Here is a 17,826-nt window from a genome sequence, read left to right as displayed (position 1 = left end):
GAGTACGTGCCCGCGCTCGACGTCATCCGGATCGTCGCGATCCTCGGCGTCGTGGCGGTGCACGTGGTGGGCGGCGGCGTCGAGGACGGCTCGGCGCCGCTCGGGATCACGGCGGTGGACATGGCGGCCTCCGCGGCCGTGCCGGTGTTCCTCATGATGGCGGGGGCCCTGAACCTCCACCCCTCGGCGCTGCGCCGCGGGCCCGGCGCCTTCTGGCGGCAGCGGGCGGTGCGGATCCTTCCCGCGCTCGTGGTGTGGTCCGCGTTCTACATGCTCGTCATCGGTCCCCTCGCGGGCGCGGAGATGAGCGTCGGCACCGCGATCGACCAGGTCATCACCGGCAAGACCTTCACCCACCTGTACTTCCTGTGGGCGATCGCCGGGCTGTACGTGATCGCGCCCGTGATCGCCTCCTTCCTGCACGCGGTGCCGGAGCAGGAGGGCCGCCGCGCGTGGGGGCTGGGCCTGCTCGCCTGCGCGTGGACGGCGCTCGCCTTCGCGGTGCCGTACCTGACCCGGCAGCCGAGCATCGAGGGGCTGGACTCCCATCGGCCGATCGAGCCGGGCTCCCTCACCTACTGGATGGCCTTCGCGGGGTACTTCGTGATCGGCCGGGCGGCGATCGTGGCGCCCGTCGCGCGACGCTGGGCGCTCGCGGCCCTCGCGACGACGCCCCTCGCGATCGCCGCGCTGACCTGGCTGTACGAGGCGGGCCGGGACGACGGCGGCTCGCTGCTGGTGCGCACGCTCCGGCCGGACTACTCCTCGCCGAGCGTCATGGTCTACGCGCTGCTGCTGTTCCTGGCGCTCGCCTCGCTCACCGGGTCATGGCGGGTGGGACCGCGCGCCCAGGCCTGGCTGCGGGCGCTCGGCAACGCGACCTTCGGGGTGTTCCTCGTGCACTTCGCGGTGCTCGTGCTGCTGCGGCAGATCCCCGCGCTCGAGGGCTACGACCTGTGGCAGATGGCGACGGTGTGGCTCGTCACCGTGCCGGTCTCCTTCGTCATCGCGCTGGTCGCGCAGCGGGTGCCGGGGCTGCGGCTCATCTTCTGAGCCCTGCACCCGTGCCGGGCGCCGTCCCGGCCCCGCCGCGCGGGAGCGCTCAGCGCCTCGCGGCCTCGATGACCGCGGCGGCGGCCCGGGCTGCCGCCCCCTGCAGCGAGGCGTGCTCGAGGGTCCACTCCCGCAGGTGCTCCGTCGTGGGACGGTCCTCCCCGTCGAGGGCGGCGCGCATCGCCTCCGCGACCTGCGCGGGGTCGTACTCGCTCGCCCAGCCGAGCCCGCCGCCGCGGATCCGCTCGAAGGCCGCGCCCTCGCCCGCGTGCACGACGGGGGTGCCGGAGGCGGTGGCCGCGTAGATCTTCGTGGGCAGCGCGAACTCGTAGCCGAGCCCCGGGGTGATCGAGCTGAGCCCGGCGACGGCGCCGCGGAGCATGCGGGACATCTCCGCGGGGGCGAGCCGGCCGCGGAACTCGATGCCCTCGATCCCCTGCCGCTCGACCATCGCGGCGAGCTCCTCCTTGCCGCTGCCCTCCGAGAAGAACAGCAGCCGCGCCTCGGGGCGCTCGGCGCGGAGCCGGGCGAAGGCCTCGACGAAGATGTCCGCCCCCTGCCACTCCGAGACGGTGCCGCCGTAGACGAAGTAGGGGCCGGGCTCCTCGGGGGCGGGGCCGTCGGCCGTGAAGGTGTCCGTGTCGATGCCGTTGCCGACCATGGTCAGCGAGGGGCGCCGGCCGATCAGCGCGGCGACCCGGTCGTCGACGCCCGTCGAGATCGTGAGGACCTTCGCGGCGCGGCGCCAGGTGGTGGTCTCCATGAGCCGCACGCCGGCGACGACCGCGCGGGGAACGCTGTCCACGCTCTCGGAGGCGTCGGACCAGATGTCCGCCGCGTAGAACACGGTGGGCACGCGCCGCAGCACTCCGAGCACGGTCGCGACGATGCCGGTGGTGGGCGGCGGCTCCGCGACGATGACGTCGGGCCGGCGGCGCAGCAGCAGGCGCAGCGCGAGGGGCACGTCGAAGCTCATGTAGGAGACGTAGCCGCGCACCTGCTGCTGGTGGTCGCGCTTGACGGGGAAGCGGGAGACGCCGTGCACGCGGTCCTTGCCGACGGTGCCGCGCGGCGGGCGAGTGGTGAGCACGGACACCTCGCAGCCGGCCTCCTCGAGGGCCCGCACGAGCGCCTCCTCGCGGAACGCGGCGGCGACCGGCTCGGGCGTGAACACGCGGGTCGCGACGACGACGCGCGGCGGGTCGGTGCGGCGGCGGCTCATCGGGCGCGCTCCTGCAGCAGCGCGACGACGCGCTGGGCGGCCTGCCCGTCGCCGTAGTGGTCCGGGCGGTCCGCGGTGGGGCGGGGCCGGCCGACGGCCGCGGGGAGGTCGGCGGGATCCGCGACGAGCTGGTTCCAGCCGTTCTCGAGGGTCTCGACCCATTCGGTCTCGGTGCGGACGGTCGTGCAGGGCGTGCCCAGCAGGTACGCCTCCTTCTGCAGGCCGCCGGAGTCGGTGACGACGGCGCGGGCGCGCTGCACGGCGGCCACGAGGTCCGGGTACGCGAGCGGCTCCCCCACGTGGACGGCGCCGCCGGCGAGGTCGATGCCCGCCTCCTCGGCCTTCGCCACGAGCCGCGGGTGCGCGAAGAGCGCGAGCGGCGTGTCGAGGGACTGCAGGCCGCGGACGATCGCGCGCAGCCGCTCGGGGTCGTCGGTGTTGTCGGCGCGGTGGATCGTCGCGACGGCGAAGTCCGCGGCGGGGTCGATCCCCTCGGGGAGCCGCAGCGGCTGGTCCCGGACGGCGGCGGCGACGCGCAGGCAGACGTCGGTCATGACGTCGCCGACGACGACCGTGCGCTCCGCGAGGCCCTCGGCGGCGAGGTGCTCGCGGGCGACCTCGGTCGGGGCGAGGAGGAGGTCGGCGGCATGGTCGGTGAGGACCCGGTTGTGCTCCTCGGGCATGCGCCGGTTGAAGGAGCGCAGGCCCGCCTCGAGGTGGGCGACCCTGAGGTGCATCTTCACCGCGGAGAGCGTGCCCGCGAGGGTCGAGTTGGTGTCGCCGTAGACGAGCACCCAGTCCGGACGGTGCTCCTCGAGCACCTCGTCCATCGCGGCGAGCATGGAGCCGGTCTGGCGGCCGTGCGTGCCGGAGCCGCTGCCGAGGTTGACGTCGGGGGCGGGGATCCGGAGGTCCGCGAAGAAGACGTCGCTCATCGCGGCGTCGTAGTGCTGGCCGGTGTGGACGATGACGTGCTCGACGCCCTCCGCCTCCGCGGCGGCGTCCGCCACGGCGGCGAGCTTCACGAACTGGGGCCGGGCTCCCACCACGGACAGGATCTTCATCGGGCGGGTCCTCCTGGACGGCTCGGTTTCTGGACGGCTCGGGTGCGGTGCGCGCGTTACAGTGTGCCGGACCCACGATATTCGTCCCAGGAGCACTATGCCCTCGTCAGGGAACGCCCCGCGCGTCGCGGTCCTCGTGCACAACGACGCGACGAACGACTCCCGGGTGCTGAAGGAGTCCGCCTCCCTGCGCGAGCAGGGCGCCCGTGTGAGGATCGTCGCCGTCGAGCGGCGGCTGAAGGGCCGCGCCGCCGGGACCTCCGAGCTCGCCCCCGGCCTCGACCTGCACCGGGTCCCCGAGTTCGCGCTCGAGCGGATCGCGCCCGCGCTGACCCGCCTCACCCGGCGTCCCGCCGCGACGGGCACGGCGGACTCGCCCACCACGTCGGCCCCGCCGGCCGCCGCGACCACGACGGCCTCGTCGGCCGCGCCGACGCCGCCGCGGGCCGGCCGTCCGTCGCCCCTCGCCGTGGCGCGCCGCCTCGGCACCCGCGCCGCCGGCGACCTGGGCCGCCGCGCGTACCGGACCATCGAGCTGGGCACCTGGTGGTGGCGCTCCGCGCGCGCCGCGCACGCCTTCGCCCCCGAGATCGTCCACGCGAACGACACCAACGCCCTGGTCCCCGCGCTCGCGATCCAGGCGCTCGGCCGCCGCGAAGGCCGGCGAGTGCGCCTGGTCTACGACTCCCACGAGCTGTGGCGCCACCGCAACGTCGAGGGGCGCCGCCTGCTCGCGCCGCTGCTCGACGCCGCGATCGAGCACATGGCGATCCCCCGGGCCGACGTCGTGATCACCGTCTCCCCCTCGATCGCCGAGTGGCTGCGACGCACCTACCGCCTGGACCGCCTCCCGCTCGTGGTGCGCAACGTGCCCGTCGCCGGTCCCCTGCCCGATCGGGGCACCGGCGTGCTGCGCGAGCGGGCCGGGCTCTCCGCGAGCGACCGGGTCATCGCCTACGGCGGGCGGATCACGACCGCCCGCGGCATCGAGGAGACCCTCGCCGCGCTCCCCCACCTGCCCGCCGACGTCCACCTCGTGCTGCTCGGCTACGGCGAGGAGGACTACCTCGACCAGGTGCGGGCCCGCGCCGCCGAGCTCGGCGTCGCCGGCCGCGTGCACCTCGTCGGCGCGGTCGCCCCCGCGGAGGTCTCCTCCGCCCTCGCCGACGGCGACGTCGCCGTGGTGCACGTGCGGCCCGTCTGCCTCTCCTACCGCTACGCGCTGCCCAACAAGCTCTTCGAGTCGATCCGCGCGGGACTCCCGATCGCCGCCGCTGACCTCCCGGACATGCGCGCCGTCGTCGAGGAGCTCGGCGTGGGCGAGGTGTTCTCCGGCGAGGAGCCCGCGGACCTCGCCGCCGCGCTGCTGCGGATCCTCGAGGACCCCACCGCCTACCGCGAGCGCGCCCGCGCCGTCGCCCCGCACCTGACCTGGGAGGCGGAGGCCGCTCCCCTGCTCGAGGCCTACGCCCGACTCTCCGAGGAGGCCCGGTGACCACGACCCTCGTCACCACCTGGTTCCCGACCGCGTCCGCGCCGTCCCGCGGCGCCTTCGTGGTCCGCGACGCGCTCTCGATCGCGGAGCACCTGCCGATCCGGCTCGTGCACCTCGTCCCGCCCGCGGACGACGACGGCACCCGCCGCCTCGTCCACGAGGGCATCGACGTGCTGCGGATCCCCATGGACCCCCGCAGCCCGCTCTCGGTGCTGCGGGCCGCCCGCGCCCTGGGTCCCGCGCTCGAGGGCTCCGAGGCCGTGCACACGATGGCCTTCTCCACGCTGCTCCCCTTCGCGCTGCACCGGCCGCGCGCCCCGTGGCTGCACACCGAGCACTGGTCCGCGCTGACCACGCCCGCGACGCTCCCCGCGCCGGCCCGCGCGGCGCTGCCCGTGCTCTCCCGCCTGCTGGCCCTCCCGGACCGCGCGACCGCGGTGTGCGAGTACCTCGCCGCGCCGCTGCGCGCCGTGCGCGGCGCCCGGCCGACGGACGTCGTGCCCTGCATCGTGGACCCGGGGCCGCTGGTCCCCCGCCGTGACCGGGCCGACGGCGCCCTGCGCCTGGTCTCCACGGGCGGCCTCATCGACCGCAAGGACCCGCTCGTCGCGGTGCGCACCCTCGCGGCGCTCGAGCGGCGCGGCGTCGACGCGCACCTCACGTGGCTCGGCGAGGGCCCCCTGCGCGAGGAGACCGCGGCGCTCGCCCGGGAGCTCGACGTCGAGGACCGCCTGGACCTCGCCGGCACCGCGGACCCCGCCGGGGTGCGGGAGGCGCTCGGCGCGGCGGATCTCTTCTTCGGCCCCACGAAGGCGGACAACTTCTTCGTCTCCGCGGCGGAGGCGCTCGTCGCCGGCCGGCCCGTCGTGCTCGGCGCGACCGGCGGCCAGGGCGAGTACACGCGCCCCGAGGTCGGGGCGCTCGTCGACGAGCAGGACCCGGAGGCCTACGCCGCGGCGATCCTCAACGTCGACGCCCGCACGCGCGGGCTCGGCAGCGAGGAGATCGCCGCGACGATCGGCGACCGCTTCTCGACGCCCGTGGTGGGCTCCGCCTACGCGGAGCTGCTCACCGCGCTCGCCGGGGGCGCGCGATGAGGCCCGTCACGATCGTCATCGCGTGCCATACGCCCGAGCGGCCCGTCGGCCGGGCGGTCGCGTCCGTCCTCGAGGGCAATGGCGAGCACGCCGAGGTGCTGGTCGTCGCCCACAACCGTCCCGCGGAGGAGATCCGCGGCGCGCTGCGCGCCGAGCACCGGCAGGCCGTGCGGATCATCGAGCACCACGACGAGCACCGCTCCGCCTCCGGGCCCTTCAATGCCGGCATGCGCGCCGCGACCACGCCGTTCGTGGGGATCATGGGATCCGACGACACCCTCGCGCCGGGCGCCGTCGCCTCCTGGCTCGCCGTGCAGGAGCGCACGGGCGCCGAGTTCGTGATCACCCGCCTCGCCCTGGGCACGGCCGGCCACGGCGTGCCGACGCCCGCCGCGCGCATGCACCGCGCGGGCCTCGCGGACCTCGTCCGGGACCGTCTCTCCTACCGCTCCGCGCCGCTGGGCCTCATGAGCCGCGACATGCTCGAGCGCACCGGCGCCGCCCTCGTGGAGGGGGCGACCGTGGGTGGAGACGTCGGCATGGTCACGCAGCTCATGGCGACGGTCCCGACGGCCTACGACCGGCTCGGCCCGCCCTACGTGATCGGCGAGGACGCGGGCGACCGCGTCACCTACGTCGTCCGGCCGATGACCGAGCAGCTGGGCTTCTTCCCGGACCTCCTGCAGGCCCCCTGGTACGCCCGGCTCCCCCGTGCGGCGCGCGCCGCGATCGGCACGAAGATCCTGCGCATCCACGTGTTCGGTGCGGTCTTCTACCGCCAGGAGGAGGAGATCTGGACGGCGCAGGAGCGCGCGTCCCTCGCCGCGATCACCGCGGACGTGCTCGAGCGCTCCCCCGGCTGCGAGCGCCCGCTGTCCCGGGCGGACCGGCGCCTGCTCGACGCCTGCCTGGACCCGGCGGTCCCCGCGGCGGAGCTCATGGCCGCGGCGCGGGACCGGCGCCGCCACGGCCGCCCGGACACGCTGCTGCCGCGCGAGCTCGGCGCCGCCCTGCACCGTGAGGCGCCGCTGCGCTTCATGGCCGCCTCGCTCGCGGTCCAGCAGCTCCCCCGCCTGCGCCGCCGCTGAGCTCCGGCGGGGTCACACGACCTCGGCGCGATCACCGTCGACGACGAGCACCTCGCCGTCCCGCAGCCTCCAGTGGGCCACGCCGTCGCGCGCGTAGCGGCGGGACACCTCCCCGAGCAGCCCGGACTCGGGGTGCTCGGGCGAGTCGAGGTGGGGGACGACGGGCCGGTCGAGGATCCCGAGGCCGGCCGTGCGGACCTCGCCGTGCAGCCGGTGCGCCTCGTCCGTCGGATCGCAGTGCTCGAGACCGGCGAGGGACGGGGCGAGCACACAGGCGCCGGCGCTGAACCCGGCGTGGACGAGGGCGTCCGCGCGCAGGGCCTCGACGAGCAGGGCGTCGAGCCCGGAGCGTGCCATCGCGCCGCGCAGCGTGAAGACGTTCCCTCCCCGGACCCAGAGGAAGTCCGGCGCGCCGACGGCCCGGCCGATCGTCGAGGGGTCGTGCTCGCGCAGGTCCAGGTCCCGCGCCTCGAGGCCGATCGCGGCGAGGGCGTCGATCTGCCGTGCCGTGTCCTGCGCGCGCCGCTCCTCGTCGCCGCCGTCGAGGGCGTTCGCGACGACCCAGCCGCGCGCACGCGGCCCGGCCATCCGCACGAGCTCCTCGCTGTGGTCGCCGAGACCGTACGAGGAGAGGTAGAGCCTCACGGCCGGCCCCTCACGCCCCGGGCCTCATGCCCGATCGAGGATCCGCTCGAGGGCCGCCTGCCAGGTGAGCACCTGGCGCTCCGCGGAGAGCTCCTGCGCCGAGGAGTCCGCGGCGCGCTTCCACGCGTCGACCCTCGACGGGGTGAGCGCGGCGAGCTCGGTGTGCATGGCCTCCGCGGTCGCCGCGGGCAGCACCGCGCCGAGGGAGTGCTCACGCACGAGGTCCGCCATGTCCGGGGAGGGGCCGACGATCACGCCGGTGCGCCCCTGGACCGCCTCGTAGAGCTTGTTGGGCAGGGAATGCTCGAGGTTGAAGGTCGAGTTCGGGAAGACGACGAGGGAGACGTCGTACTCCGCGACGGTGTCCACGAGCCGCGCGTAGGGCACCGGGTCGCGCAGGGCGGCGCCGGGCACCTCGGCCGCGAGCTGCCGCAGGTGCTCGATGTACCCCGGCTCGCTCGGCATGAGCATGAGGTCCAGGGTGACGGCGCCCTCGAGGCCGCGCACCGCCTCGACCATCGCCTCGAGGTGGCGGTTCGCGCGCGCCACGCCCGTGTGCAGAAGCCGGATCGGGGCGGCGGTGGGGCGCACGGGCAGGTCGCGGTGCGCGGAGGCGTTGGTGACGACCTCGACGTCCACGCCGAAGCGGGCCGCGTACTCGCGCGCGAGACCCGGGGAGACGGTCGTGACGGAGGCGACCTCGGGCAGGCACGTGCGGCACAGCCAGCGCTGGTACGGGGCGACGAAGGTGCGCCAGGCGAGCTGGTGCTCCTTCTCCCGCGGGGCGTACTCGTGGAGATCGGCGTGCACGCCGCGGCGCGGGGAGAGCCACAGCGCGAGCGGGAGGGTGTTGACGTCGTTGGCGAGCACCGCGTCCATGGTGCCCACGTGCTCCGCGAGCAGCTCGTGGGCCGCGGCGACGGCGCTCATGGACCAGTACGCGCCGCGGTGGCGGCCGGTGAGCAGGTGCTGCTTGGAGCTGGGCCAGGCGCGCGTGCCCTGCGGGATCTCCACGTGCTCGACGCCCGGGTGGGGGCGGGGGCCGAAGCCCACGGTCGTCACGTCGTACCGCTCGGCGAACAGCGCGATCTGGCGCTGCACGCGGGGGTCGCTCTCGAGGGTCGAGAACGAGAGGATCATCAGCGAGCTCATGCCGGGGTCTCCTTCTGCACGGTCCCGTCGACCGTCGTGTCCGAGGCGGGCGCGCCGTCGGCCGTCGCGGCCCCGCCGCCGAGCCCGGCGAGCGCGGCCTGCTCGGCGAAGGCCGGCACCGCGGCGACGACCTCGTCGAAGCTGCCCTGGGCGAGGACCTCGCCCTCCTGCATGTAGAAGACGACGTCGCAGTGCTGGATCGTCGCCAGGCGGTGGGCGATCGTGATCGTCGTGACGTCCTCGCCGAGGTCGCGGATCGCGGAGGTCACGGCGGCCTCGGTCTTCGTGTCCAGGGCGCTCGTGGCCTCGTCGAGGACGAGCACCTGGGGATCGGCGTACAGGCCGCGGGCGATCCCGAGGCGCTGGCGCTGGCCGCCGGAGAGCGTCGTGCCCCGCTCCCCGACCTTGCCGTGGATCCCGCCGGGGCGGGCCTCGATGACGTCGAGCAGCTGGGCCCGTGCCAGGGCGGCCCGCACCCGCTCCTCGTCGACCCCCGAGGGGTCCCAGGTGAGCGCGATGTTCTCCCCCACGGAGACGTCGAACAGGGCGACCTCCTGGGGGACGTAGCCCACCGAGGACCGCCACTGCCGCAGCACCGTCGTCACGTCCTCGCCGCCCACGCGGATCTGCCCGTCGGTGGGGGTGAGCAGGCCCAGGAGGAGGTCCACCATCGTGGACTTGCCGGCGCCCGAGGTGCCCACGAACGCGACCGACGAGCCGGCCGGGATCCGCAGCGACACGTGGCGCACCGCGGGCTCCTCGCGGCTGGGGTACACGTAGCTGACGTCGTCGAGCACGATGTCCCGCGGGCCCGCGGGCAGCACGCCGCTGTCCGGGCGCTCCGTGCGGGAGACCGCCTCCCGGGCGTGCTCGATGTCGTCGATGATGTAGTCGGAGAACGCGGCGTTCGTGAGGATCCGGTTCTGGGTGGACTGGAAGCGGGTGAGCGAGGGCAGCAGGCGGAAGCCAGCGACGGCGAAGAGCGCGACGGAGGCGAGCGCGCCCGTGGGGCCCGAGCCGAGGTAGCCGACCCCGCCGACGACGACGAAGCCGCCCACGAGCCCCGCCTCGAGCACGAAGCGCGGCATCTGGTTGTAGTACTGCGCGAAGGCGCGGGTCTCCGAGGCGGTGCCGCGGCGGTCCTCGACGATCGCCTCGACCTCCTTCTCGTTGCCCTTGAGGGTGATCTCCTTGAGGGAGGAGAGCACCTCGCCGAGCAGCTGCACGACCTGGATCGAGTTGTCACGGTTCACGGCGCCGTTGCGCACGGCGAGCGGGGAGATGACCCGCGAGAGCACGATCGCGACGATGCCCAGGTAGATCATCGTGGCGAGCGCCATCTTCCAGTCCGCGATGAACAGGCCCGCGGTGATCACGGAGATCGTCGCGAACTCGCTGATCACGGTCATCGAGGGCATGAGCACGTTCGCGACGACCGCGGCGACGCCGGAGTCGACCATGCGGATGATCTCCTGGCTCGAGCGCGAGGTGCGGTCCACCCAGGGCGCGGACATGTACGAGCGGAAGAGCATCTGGCCGATCGCGACCTCGTGCTTCGCGAAGCGCCGGGTCGCGACGCGGATCGTGATGAGGTTCAGCACCGACTTGATGATCGTGAGCACGACGAACACGCCCACGAGGCTCGTCACCTGGCCGAAGCCCACGAGCTTCCAGCCGACGACCGGGACGGTCACCTCGGGGGCACCGCCCGTGAGCCCGGGCAGGGCGATCGCGACGGCGCCGAGGGCGATGACGTCCAGCAGCGCGAGCAGGCTCATGACGACCGCGAAGGTCCACAGGAACTTCTTGGCGTCGCGGGGCAGCACGGACATCGTGCGCAGCACGGTCTGGACGGTCTGTTTCACGGGTGGGCTTCCTCTCGGCGGGGACGGGGCGTCCCCGCGCTCGGTGGGTGCACGCTATCGCGGGGCGAGCCGGCGGGGCTCAGCACAGCGGCTCGATGCGGTAGAGGGCATAGGGGCCGTCGCGGTCCACGAGCACCAGGCGGTCCTGCGGGATCTCCTGCAGCCCCTCCCACAGCTCGGAGGGGCCCGGGGCGATCGCCTCGCCGGACTCGGCGGAGGTGTCGACGTAGAGGTGGTCCGCGCCCACCTTCTTCCAGGACTCGCACACGTCGGGGTTGGTCGCCGCCTCGTCGAGGTAGCGGGCCGCGCGGCGGGAGTCGAGGGTCTGCGGCTCGGCGAGGGTGGGGAACACCGTCTCCACTCCCCCGAGCGACCAGTAGAGGGCCTCGCCGTCGCGCGGGTTCCCGATGACGACGGCGTCCTCGGGCAGCTCCGCGGCGGAGCGCTCGATGAAGGCGCGCTCGCGGGCCGTGACGTAGGGCGCGAGCTGCACGCCGTACGCGGTGTAGGCGAGGGAGCCGACGAAGGGCAGCCGGTCCGGGACGGCGACGGCGCCGACGGCCGTCGCGCCGAGCAGCGCCGCCGCGACCGGGGTGCGCCAGCGGCGACCCTCCCCGCTGCGGTCGCGGCGCAGCAGGGCGCGCAGCCCGAGCATCGCGAGCAGGGTGACGCCGCACAGCAGCAGCGGGGCGATCCGCTCGCGTGCCCCGTACCAGGGGTTCACCCAGGCGCGGGCGAGCGGGGACGGGACGTTGGTGAGGATGCTGAGGGCGAGCACCACGCCGAGCAGCGCGGTCGCGCTCGCCGCGAGGGCCACGGCGGCGGGGTCCGTGCGCCGGGAGCGGAGGCCGGCGAGCAGGCCGAGGGCCGCGAGCAGCCAGGGCACGAGCACGGGCCACAGCTGCACCGGGAGCCCCGTGAGCCGGGGACGGTCGATGAGCACGGAGACGAGCAGCGCGGGCCAGCCCCAGGGGGAGGTCGTGGTGAGGTCCATCGAGGCGAGCAGCACCCCGGATCCCGCCGCGTAGAGCACGGCGAGTGCCGCTAGGACCACGAGCAGGCGCACCCCGCGCCGGCGGTGGGCGGTGCCGAGCACGTCGACCACGGCGCGCGCGAGCAGCGCGGCGAGCACCGCCGCCCCGAGCGAGAACACGTTCGAGGGGTGGGCGAGCACGGCGCCGACGAGCAGCACCGTCCCGAGCAGCAGCGTCCCCGCGGCCTGCGGGAGCTCCGCCCGCAGCCGGCCCGGCGCGGGCAGGACCGCCGCGATCCGCCACAGCGCGCCGAGAGCGACGGGCAGGCACAGCGAGCCGAGCACGAAGGGCCACAGCCCCATGACGAGGGTGATCACCGGGAGCGAGAGGAACAGGGGCGCGCAGAGTGCCGAGGCGGCGGTGAGCACGCGCCGCTCGAGCGGCGGGGTCGCCGGTCCCAGGAGCAGCCCGGTCATCGCGGCGAGCGCGGCGGGGAGCAGGGCGAGCATCGCGAGCGCCATCGCGTTCGCCGAGGTCACCGGTCCGAAGGGCAGGAGGGCCGTGAGCACGTCCCAGGCGGCCGGGTAGAAGGTCGGCTCGTGGTAGATCCCCTGCAGAGCGGTGAGCAGGAAGGCGTCGCCGTCCTCACGCACGAACTGGATCGCGGCGAGGTGGAAGAAGGAGTCGTAGCTGCCGTTGAGCGTGTCGATCGTGCCCATGCCGACGCGCGCGCCGGCCGCGGTCGCGAGGCCCGTGACGGCCGCGACGAGCACCGGGAGGCCGTCGAGCGCCCGCTCCCGCAGCGGACGCCGCTCCTGCTCCCCCGCCCCGTCCGGTGCGGTGCTCGCACGGCGGCGACGCAGGAGGGCGCGCACGAGCAGCACCGCGAGGACCGCGAGGACGAGGGAGCCGGTCGCCGTCGCCGGGGACCACGGGAGCCCCACGAGCTTCAGGGCGGCCCCGGCGAGGACCGTCAGCAGCACGGTCACGGGCGGTGCGGCACCGAGAGCCACAGCGATCCGTGCCCCGCCCGCGCGCAGCAGGAGCAGCCCGGGCGCGCTCAGCAGCGCCGCGGCCAGCAGGGTCGGCAGGATCCAGTCGGCGCTCATGAACGGCGGCCGGGGACGATCGCGTCCTCGTACCGCTGCACCACGAACTCCGGGGAGCGGCGGGCCACGACCCAGCGCCGGGCGTCCTGGGACAGCGCGGAGAGGTCGCCGTCCTCGAGCACGCTGCGCACGCGCTCCGCGGCGGCGTCGACATCCGTCACGACCCAGTCCTCGCGGTAGATCGTGCGGGCGCCGCCGTAGGCGCGGGCGCCGGGCCAGTCGCGCACGAGCGGCAGGCAGCCGGCGGCGAGTCCCTCCATGACGGCCTCGTGCACCCCCTCCACGAGGGAGGAGGAGACGATCCACCCGGCACCGGCGAGCACGTCGGGGACGTCGTCGCGGGGGCCGAGGATCTGCACGGATCCGGCGGGGAGCGCCGCGAGGCGGGCGCGGACCTTCCGCTCGTGGGCGGAGTCGTCCGCGGAGGAGTCCGGCAGGCCCGGCCCCACGAGGAGCAGGCGGAACCGCGGATCCGCCTCCCGCAGGCGCTCGAGCAGGTCGAGCGTGAAGAGCACGTCCTTGACCGGGCGCACCCAGCCCACCTGCGCGAGCAGGTGCGGGTCGTGGCCGGCGCCCGGCTCGGGCCCGAGCCCGTGGGCGAGGAAGTTCTCCACCTCGAGCACGGAGCCGGCCCGGGAGAGGTGCGGGGTGAGGTGGTCGAGCAGGATGCGCACGTGCCCGGAGACGAAGAGCACCCGGTCGATCACCGGGTAGACCGTCAGCAGCGGGAACGGCGTGTAGACCTCGAAGCGGTGGAAGCGCGCCACGGTGCGGCGGGGCATCAGCTCGAGCAGCGACATCCAGGTCAGGACGTGGTGGCCCCATTCGACGAGGACGACGTCGGCCCACTCGATCTGCTCGGCGAGCGGCGCCGGCGTGGGCAGGCGCCGACCGTGCAGCGCGAGATCGAGCCGGGCCCGCAGCACCCGCTCCCGGGAGGGGCGCTCGGCGACGGGCAGGGAGTCCACCTCGAAGCGGCGGATCTCCACGCCGCGCGCGCCGAGCGACTCGATGACCGGGTCGACGAAGGTCCAGTTGCGCTGGGCGACGACGAGCAGCCGCACGGGCGCGCCGTCCTCCGCGGTGCGGGGGGCGGGGCGCCTCGGGCCCGGGTCGTGCGCCGGGAGGTCGAGCAGCAGCGGCCCCAGTCGCGCCGCCCGGAACGGGGCGAGGAAGGCGGCGGGGTCCGTGGCGAGCGGCGACGGGGTCGCGTCGTAGTGCTGCGCGGGGTGGTAGGCGAGGCGCAGCGCCTTGTCGAACCAGCCGAGCGCCTCCTCGTGCCTCCCGGCGGCGACGAGCGCGTCGGAGCGGGTGAGCAGGGCGTCCTGCACGTCGGCGCCGTCGGAGGGGAGCTCGCCGCGGTCCATCCGGTCCATGGTGTCCATGTAGCGGGCGCGGTCCCCGGGCGCGCCGGGGAGCACGCGCCCGCCGCGCGCCGCCCAGCGCAGGGCGTGGGTGCGCACGGCGCGGACGGCGGCCTGTCTGCTCATGCCCCCGGGCCCGGATCGGGGGCGACGACGGTCCCCTCGCGCGCGGACTCGAGCACCGCCTCGACGGTGCGCACGGTGTGCAGGCCCTCGCGCATGGTGACGATGTTCGAGCCCCGGCCGAGGACGGCGTCGCGGAAGGCCTCGTGCTCGGTCGCGAGCGGCTCGGTGCGCTGGAGCGCGTAGCGGATCGCGTCGCCCTCGCTGACCCCGCGGAAGGAGGCCATGTGGTCCCAGTGGTTGGTGTCCGCCTCGGCGTTCGCGATGAAGGTGAGGTCCGCGTTGACGGTGTCCCCGATGAGGGCGCCGTTCTCGCCGGTCACGACGGTCACGCGCTCCTTGAACGGGGACAGCCAGTTCACGAGGTGGTTGGTGATCGTGCCGGAGGCGAGGCGCCCGGCGATCGAGACCATGTCCTCGTCCTCGCGGCCCGAGCGGCGGGTCGAGGTCGCCGCGACCTGCGCGTACGAGGACTGGGCGACCCAGGCGGTGAGGTCGAGGTCGTGGGTGGCGAGGTCCTTGACGACGCCGACGTCGGCGATGCGGGCGGGGAAGCCGCCCTGGCGCCGGGTGGTGATCTGGTAGATCTCCCCCAGCTGGCCCTCGGCGATGCGGCGACGCATCTCCTGCAGGGCGGGGTTGTAGCGCTCGATGTAGCCCACGGCGCCCACGAGCCCGGCCTCCTCGTAGGCGGCGGTGATCTCCTCCGCCTCGGAGATGTCGAAGGCGAGGGGCTTCTCGACGAGCGTGTGCACCCCGGCCTCGGCGAGGCGCAGGGCGACGTCCTTGTGGAACTGGGTGGGGACCGCGACGACCGCGTAGTCGATCCCGGCGTCGATGAGCGCGTCGACGTCCGGCAGCACCTCGTATCCGGGGGCGGCGCCGTGCGGGTCGCCGTAGGCGTCGGCCACGGCGACGAGGTCCACACCCTCGAGGGCGCGGAGGTTGCGGGCGTGGTGGCGCCCCATCATGCCGAGGCCGATCAGCCCGGCCCGCAGCGGGGTGCGCGTCTGGTCCGTCATGCTCACGCCCCCGCCTTCGCGACGGCGTTGACGGCCGCGACGATGCGGTCGCGGTCCCCGTCGCTCACGCTCGGGTGCACGGGGATCGAGAGCACCTCGCGCGCGAGCATCTCGGTGACGGGGAGGTCGAGGTCCACGCGGAAGGTGTCCAGGCGGTGCACGGGGGTCGGGTAGTAGACCCCGCAGCCCACGGCGTGCTCCTCGCGCAGGGCGGTCGCGAAGGCGTCGCGCTCGGCGGCGCTCGCGCCCTCGACGCGGACGGTGTACTGGTGGTAGACGTGCACGGCGCCCTCGCGGACCACGGGCGTCACGACGCCCTCGAGGTGCGCGTCGAAGTGGGCGGCGAGCTCCTGGCGGCGGGCGGTCCAGGCGGGGAGCTTCCCCAGCTGGACGCGGCCGATCGCGGCGTGGATGTCGGTCATGCGGTTGTTGAAGCCGGCGACCTCGTTCGCGTACTGCTTCTCCATGCCCTGGTTGCGCAGCAGGCGCACCTGGCGGGCGAGCTCCGGGCCGTCGGTCGCGACCATGCCGCCCTCGCCGGAGGTCATGTTCTTCGTGGGGTACAGCGAGAACATCGCGCCGCGGCCGAAGCTGCCGACGGGCGCGCCCTGCCAGGTGGCGCCGTGCGCCTGGGCGGCGTCCTCGAAGATCCACAGGCCGTGGGCGTCCGCGATCCGGAGGAGCTCGTCCATCGGCGCGGGGTGGCCGTACAGGTGCACGGGCTGGATGCCGACGGTGCGCTCGGTGATCGCGGCCTCGACGGCGGCGGGGTCGAGCGTGAAGGTCTCGGGGTCCACATCGACGAAGACCGGGGTCGCCCCGGAGACGGCGACGGAGTTCGCCGTGGCGGCGAAGGTGAAGGAGGGCACGATGACCTCGTCGCCCGGGCCGAGGCCCAGCGCGAGCATGCCGAGGTGCTGGCCAGAGGTGCCGGAGTTGACGGCGACGCACTCGCGGCCGGCGACGAGGGCCGCGCCGAACTCCTCCTCGAAGGCCGCGACCTCGGGGCCCTGGGCGACCATGCCGGAGGCGAGCACGCGATCCACCGCGTCCCGCTCCTCCTGGCCGATCAGCGGCTTGGCCGCGGGGATCATGGGGAGATCGGTCGTCATCGTGCGGATCCGTCCTGTTCATCGGTGCTGTCGGTGCTGCTGCTGTCGCTGCCCGTGGTGGCCGGGGCGTCGATGGGGCCGTCGGCCTCGTCGGGCTCGTCGGCGGCGTCGGCCACGAGCGGGGCGGGGCGGGGGGCGTCGACCACGGGGGTCGAGGCGAGCTGGAGGCCGCCCGTGGACTCGTCGGGGATGTACCACTCGCCGGTGACGGGGCACATCCACGCGTCGGTGCCGTCGGAGGCGGGGACGAGCTTCTCCCCCGCGCGGCCGACCCAGGCCAGGCGGCGGGCGGGCACCCCGGCGACGAGCGCGTGCGGGGGGACGTCCTTCACGACGGTGGCGCCCGCGGCGACCATCGCCCAGGCGCCGATCGTCACGGGGGCGACGCACACGGCGCGGGCGCCGATCGAGGCGCCCTGCTCGCAGGTCACGCCCACGGGCTCCCAGTCGCTCGCGGACTTCGGGCTGAGGTCAGGGTTCACGGCGCGGGGGAAGTGGTCGTTCGTGAAGACGGCGGCGGGGCCCACGAAGACGCCCTCGGCGAGCCGGGCGGGCTCGTAGACGAGGGCGTGGTTCTGGACCTTGCAGCCGGCGCCCATCTCGACGCCGGAGCCGATGTAGGCGCCGCGTCCCACGATGCAGTCGGCGCCGAGAACGGCGCCCTCACGGATCTGGGCGAGGTGCCAGATCGCGCTGCCCGCGCCGATCACGGCGTCCTCGGCGATGTCGGCGCCCGGGGCCACCCGGTACGCGGGGGTGTTCGTCATGGCCTCGACGATACCGCGCGGACCAGCCGCTTCCCAGGAACCACGGCGCGGGCCCGGCAGCTGTTGCACATCTCGCCCCGGCCCTCCACAAGCCCTTCACGCGGGACCGCGGGGCTGGGGGATCAGCGGGAGGAGCGCAGCGCCTCGCCCTTGCGCAGCGCGACCTGTCGCAGCTCCGCCTGGAAGGCCTCCATGCGCGCGCGGAGCTCCGCGGCGCGCTCGTCCCCGCCCGCGGCGAGGATCCGCGCGGCGAGCAGCCCGGCGTTGCGGGCCCCGCCGATCGAGACGGTCGCGACCGGGACGCCGGCGGGCATCTGCACGATCGAGAGCAGGGAGTCCATGCCGTCGAGGTGCTTGAGCGGCACCGGCACGCCGATCACGGGCAGCGGGGTGAGGGCGGCGAGCATGCCGGGCAGGTGCGCGGCCCCGCCGGCGCCCGCGATGATCGTGCGCAGGCCGCGGGCGGCGGCGCCGCGGCCGTAGTCGACCATGTCCTCGGGCATGCGGTGCGCGGAGACGACGTCGACCTCGACGGGCACCCCGAACTCGGCGAGCGCCTCCTCGGCGGCCTTCATGACGGGGTAGTCGGAATCGGATCCCATGACGATGCCGACCAGCGGCGCGGGGGTGCTCATGCGGTCTCTCCTGCGGTGACGGGGGTGGGGGCGGGGACG

Annotated in this window: 14 protein-coding genes and 1 pseudogene; 4 read left to right on the top strand and 11 right to left on the bottom strand. The window is 74.9% G+C overall.

Features of this window, described 5'->3' with window-relative positions:
* Positions 1–6: 6 nt before the first annotated feature.
* The gene (locus NLU66_RS09200; protein WP_259359422.1) at positions 7–1,053 is read left to right on the top strand and encodes an acyltransferase; all 1,047 of its coding nucleotides are present in this window, start codon (positions 7–9) and stop codon (positions 1,051–1,053) included.
* A gap of 49 nt (positions 1,054–1,102) precedes the next feature.
* Here NLU66_RS09200 and NLU66_RS09195 read toward each other — a convergent pair whose 3' ends face one another.
* Both NLU66_RS09195 and wecB read right to left on the bottom strand, forming a co-directional pair.
* Positions 1,103–2,275: a glycosyltransferase family 4 protein gene (locus NLU66_RS09195; protein ID WP_259359421.1), complete on the bottom strand. Its 1,173-nt coding sequence runs from the start codon at positions 2,273–2,275 to the stop codon at positions 1,103–1,105.
* Positions 2,272–3,339: a non-hydrolyzing UDP-N-acetylglucosamine 2-epimerase gene (gene wecB, locus NLU66_RS09190; protein WP_259359420.1), complete on the bottom strand. Its 1,068-nt coding sequence runs from the start codon at positions 3,337–3,339 to the stop codon at positions 2,272–2,274. The genes NLU66_RS09195 and wecB overlap by 4 nt, the downstream gene beginning before the upstream one ends.
* Positions 3,340–3,436: 97 nt before the next feature.
* On the opposite strand from wecB, the gene NLU66_RS09185 reads away from it, so the two are divergent.
* From NLU66_RS09185 to NLU66_RS09175, 3 genes are read left to right on the top strand one after another with little or no spacing between them, the layout of a single operon-like run.
* On the top strand, positions 3,437–4,834 hold the full coding sequence (locus NLU66_RS09185; RefSeq protein ID WP_259359419.1) for a glycosyltransferase: 1,398 nt from the start codon (positions 3,437–3,439) through the stop codon (positions 4,832–4,834).
* Positions 4,831–5,931, top strand: a complete 1,101-nt coding sequence (locus NLU66_RS09180; protein WP_259359418.1) for a glycosyltransferase — start codon at positions 4,831–4,833, stop codon at positions 5,929–5,931. The genes NLU66_RS09185 and NLU66_RS09180 overlap by 4 nt, the downstream gene beginning before the upstream one ends.
* A complete protein-coding gene (locus NLU66_RS09175) occupies positions 5,928–7,019 on the top strand; it encodes a glycosyltransferase family 2 protein (RefSeq protein ID WP_259359417.1) in 1,092 nt (363 codons plus the stop codon). The genes NLU66_RS09180 and NLU66_RS09175 overlap by 4 nt, the downstream gene beginning before the upstream one ends.
* A gap of 12 nt (positions 7,020–7,031) precedes the next feature.
* Here NLU66_RS09175 and NLU66_RS09170 read toward each other — a convergent pair whose 3' ends face one another.
* From NLU66_RS09170 to purE, 9 genes and pseudogenes are all read right to left on the bottom strand, one after another.
* Positions 7,032–7,664 (bottom strand): peptidase E, encoded by a 633-nt coding sequence (locus NLU66_RS09170; RefSeq protein ID WP_259359416.1) that lies wholly within the window; start codon positions 7,662–7,664, stop codon positions 7,032–7,034.
* 24 nt (positions 7,665–7,688) lie between these two features.
* On the bottom strand, positions 7,689–8,816 hold the full coding sequence (locus NLU66_RS09165; RefSeq protein WP_259359415.1) for a glycosyltransferase family 1 protein: 1,128 nt from the start codon (positions 8,814–8,816) through the stop codon (positions 7,689–7,691).
* The gene (locus NLU66_RS09160; RefSeq protein ID WP_259359414.1) at positions 8,813–10,681 is read right to left on the bottom strand and encodes an ABC transporter ATP-binding protein; all 1,869 of its coding nucleotides are present in this window, start codon (positions 10,679–10,681) and stop codon (positions 8,813–8,815) included. Before NLU66_RS09160 ends, NLU66_RS09165 begins: the two co-directional genes overlap by 4 nt.
* A gap of 79 nt (positions 10,682–10,760) precedes the next feature.
* Positions 10,761–12,764, bottom strand: coding sequence for a DUF6541 family protein (locus tag NLU66_RS09155; protein WP_259359413.1), 2,004 nt, complete (start codon positions 12,762–12,764; stop codon positions 10,761–10,763).
* Positions 12,761–14,254, bottom strand: coding sequence for a glycosyltransferase family 4 protein (locus tag NLU66_RS09150; protein ID WP_259359412.1), 1,494 nt, complete (start codon positions 14,252–14,254; stop codon positions 12,761–12,763). Before NLU66_RS09150 ends, NLU66_RS09155 begins: the two co-directional genes overlap by 4 nt.
* On the bottom strand, positions 14,251–15,273 hold the full coding sequence (locus NLU66_RS09145) for a Gfo/Idh/MocA family protein (RefSeq protein WP_259362571.1): 1,023 nt from the start codon (positions 15,271–15,273) through the stop codon (positions 14,251–14,253). The genes NLU66_RS09150 and NLU66_RS09145 overlap by 4 nt, the downstream gene beginning before the upstream one ends.
* Before the next feature lie 2 nt (positions 15,274–15,275).
* The gene (locus NLU66_RS09140; RefSeq protein ID WP_259359411.1) at positions 15,276–16,385 is read right to left on the bottom strand and encodes a DegT/DnrJ/EryC1/StrS family aminotransferase; all 1,110 of its coding nucleotides are present in this window, start codon (positions 16,383–16,385) and stop codon (positions 15,276–15,278) included.
* A gap of 173 nt (positions 16,386–16,558) precedes the next feature.
* Positions 16,559–17,152, bottom strand: a pseudogene (locus NLU66_RS09135) (acyltransferase); the annotation flags it as partial.
* A gap of 122 nt (positions 17,153–17,274) precedes the next feature.
* Entirely contained in the window at positions 17,275–17,787 is a 513-nt protein-coding gene (gene purE / locus NLU66_RS09130; protein WP_259359410.1) for a 5-(carboxyamino)imidazole ribonucleotide mutase, read from the bottom strand.
* Between the last annotated feature and the right edge of the window lie 39 nt (positions 17,788–17,826).

This window comes from Brachybacterium sp. NBEC-018 (assembly GCF_024860185.1).
GTDB classification, from domain to species: Bacteria; Actinomycetota; Actinomycetes; order Actinomycetales; family Dermabacteraceae; genus Brachybacterium; species Brachybacterium rhamnosum.
Note: the sequence above shows the minus strand (reverse complement) of the source record. Positions and strands in the feature narration are given on the sequence as shown.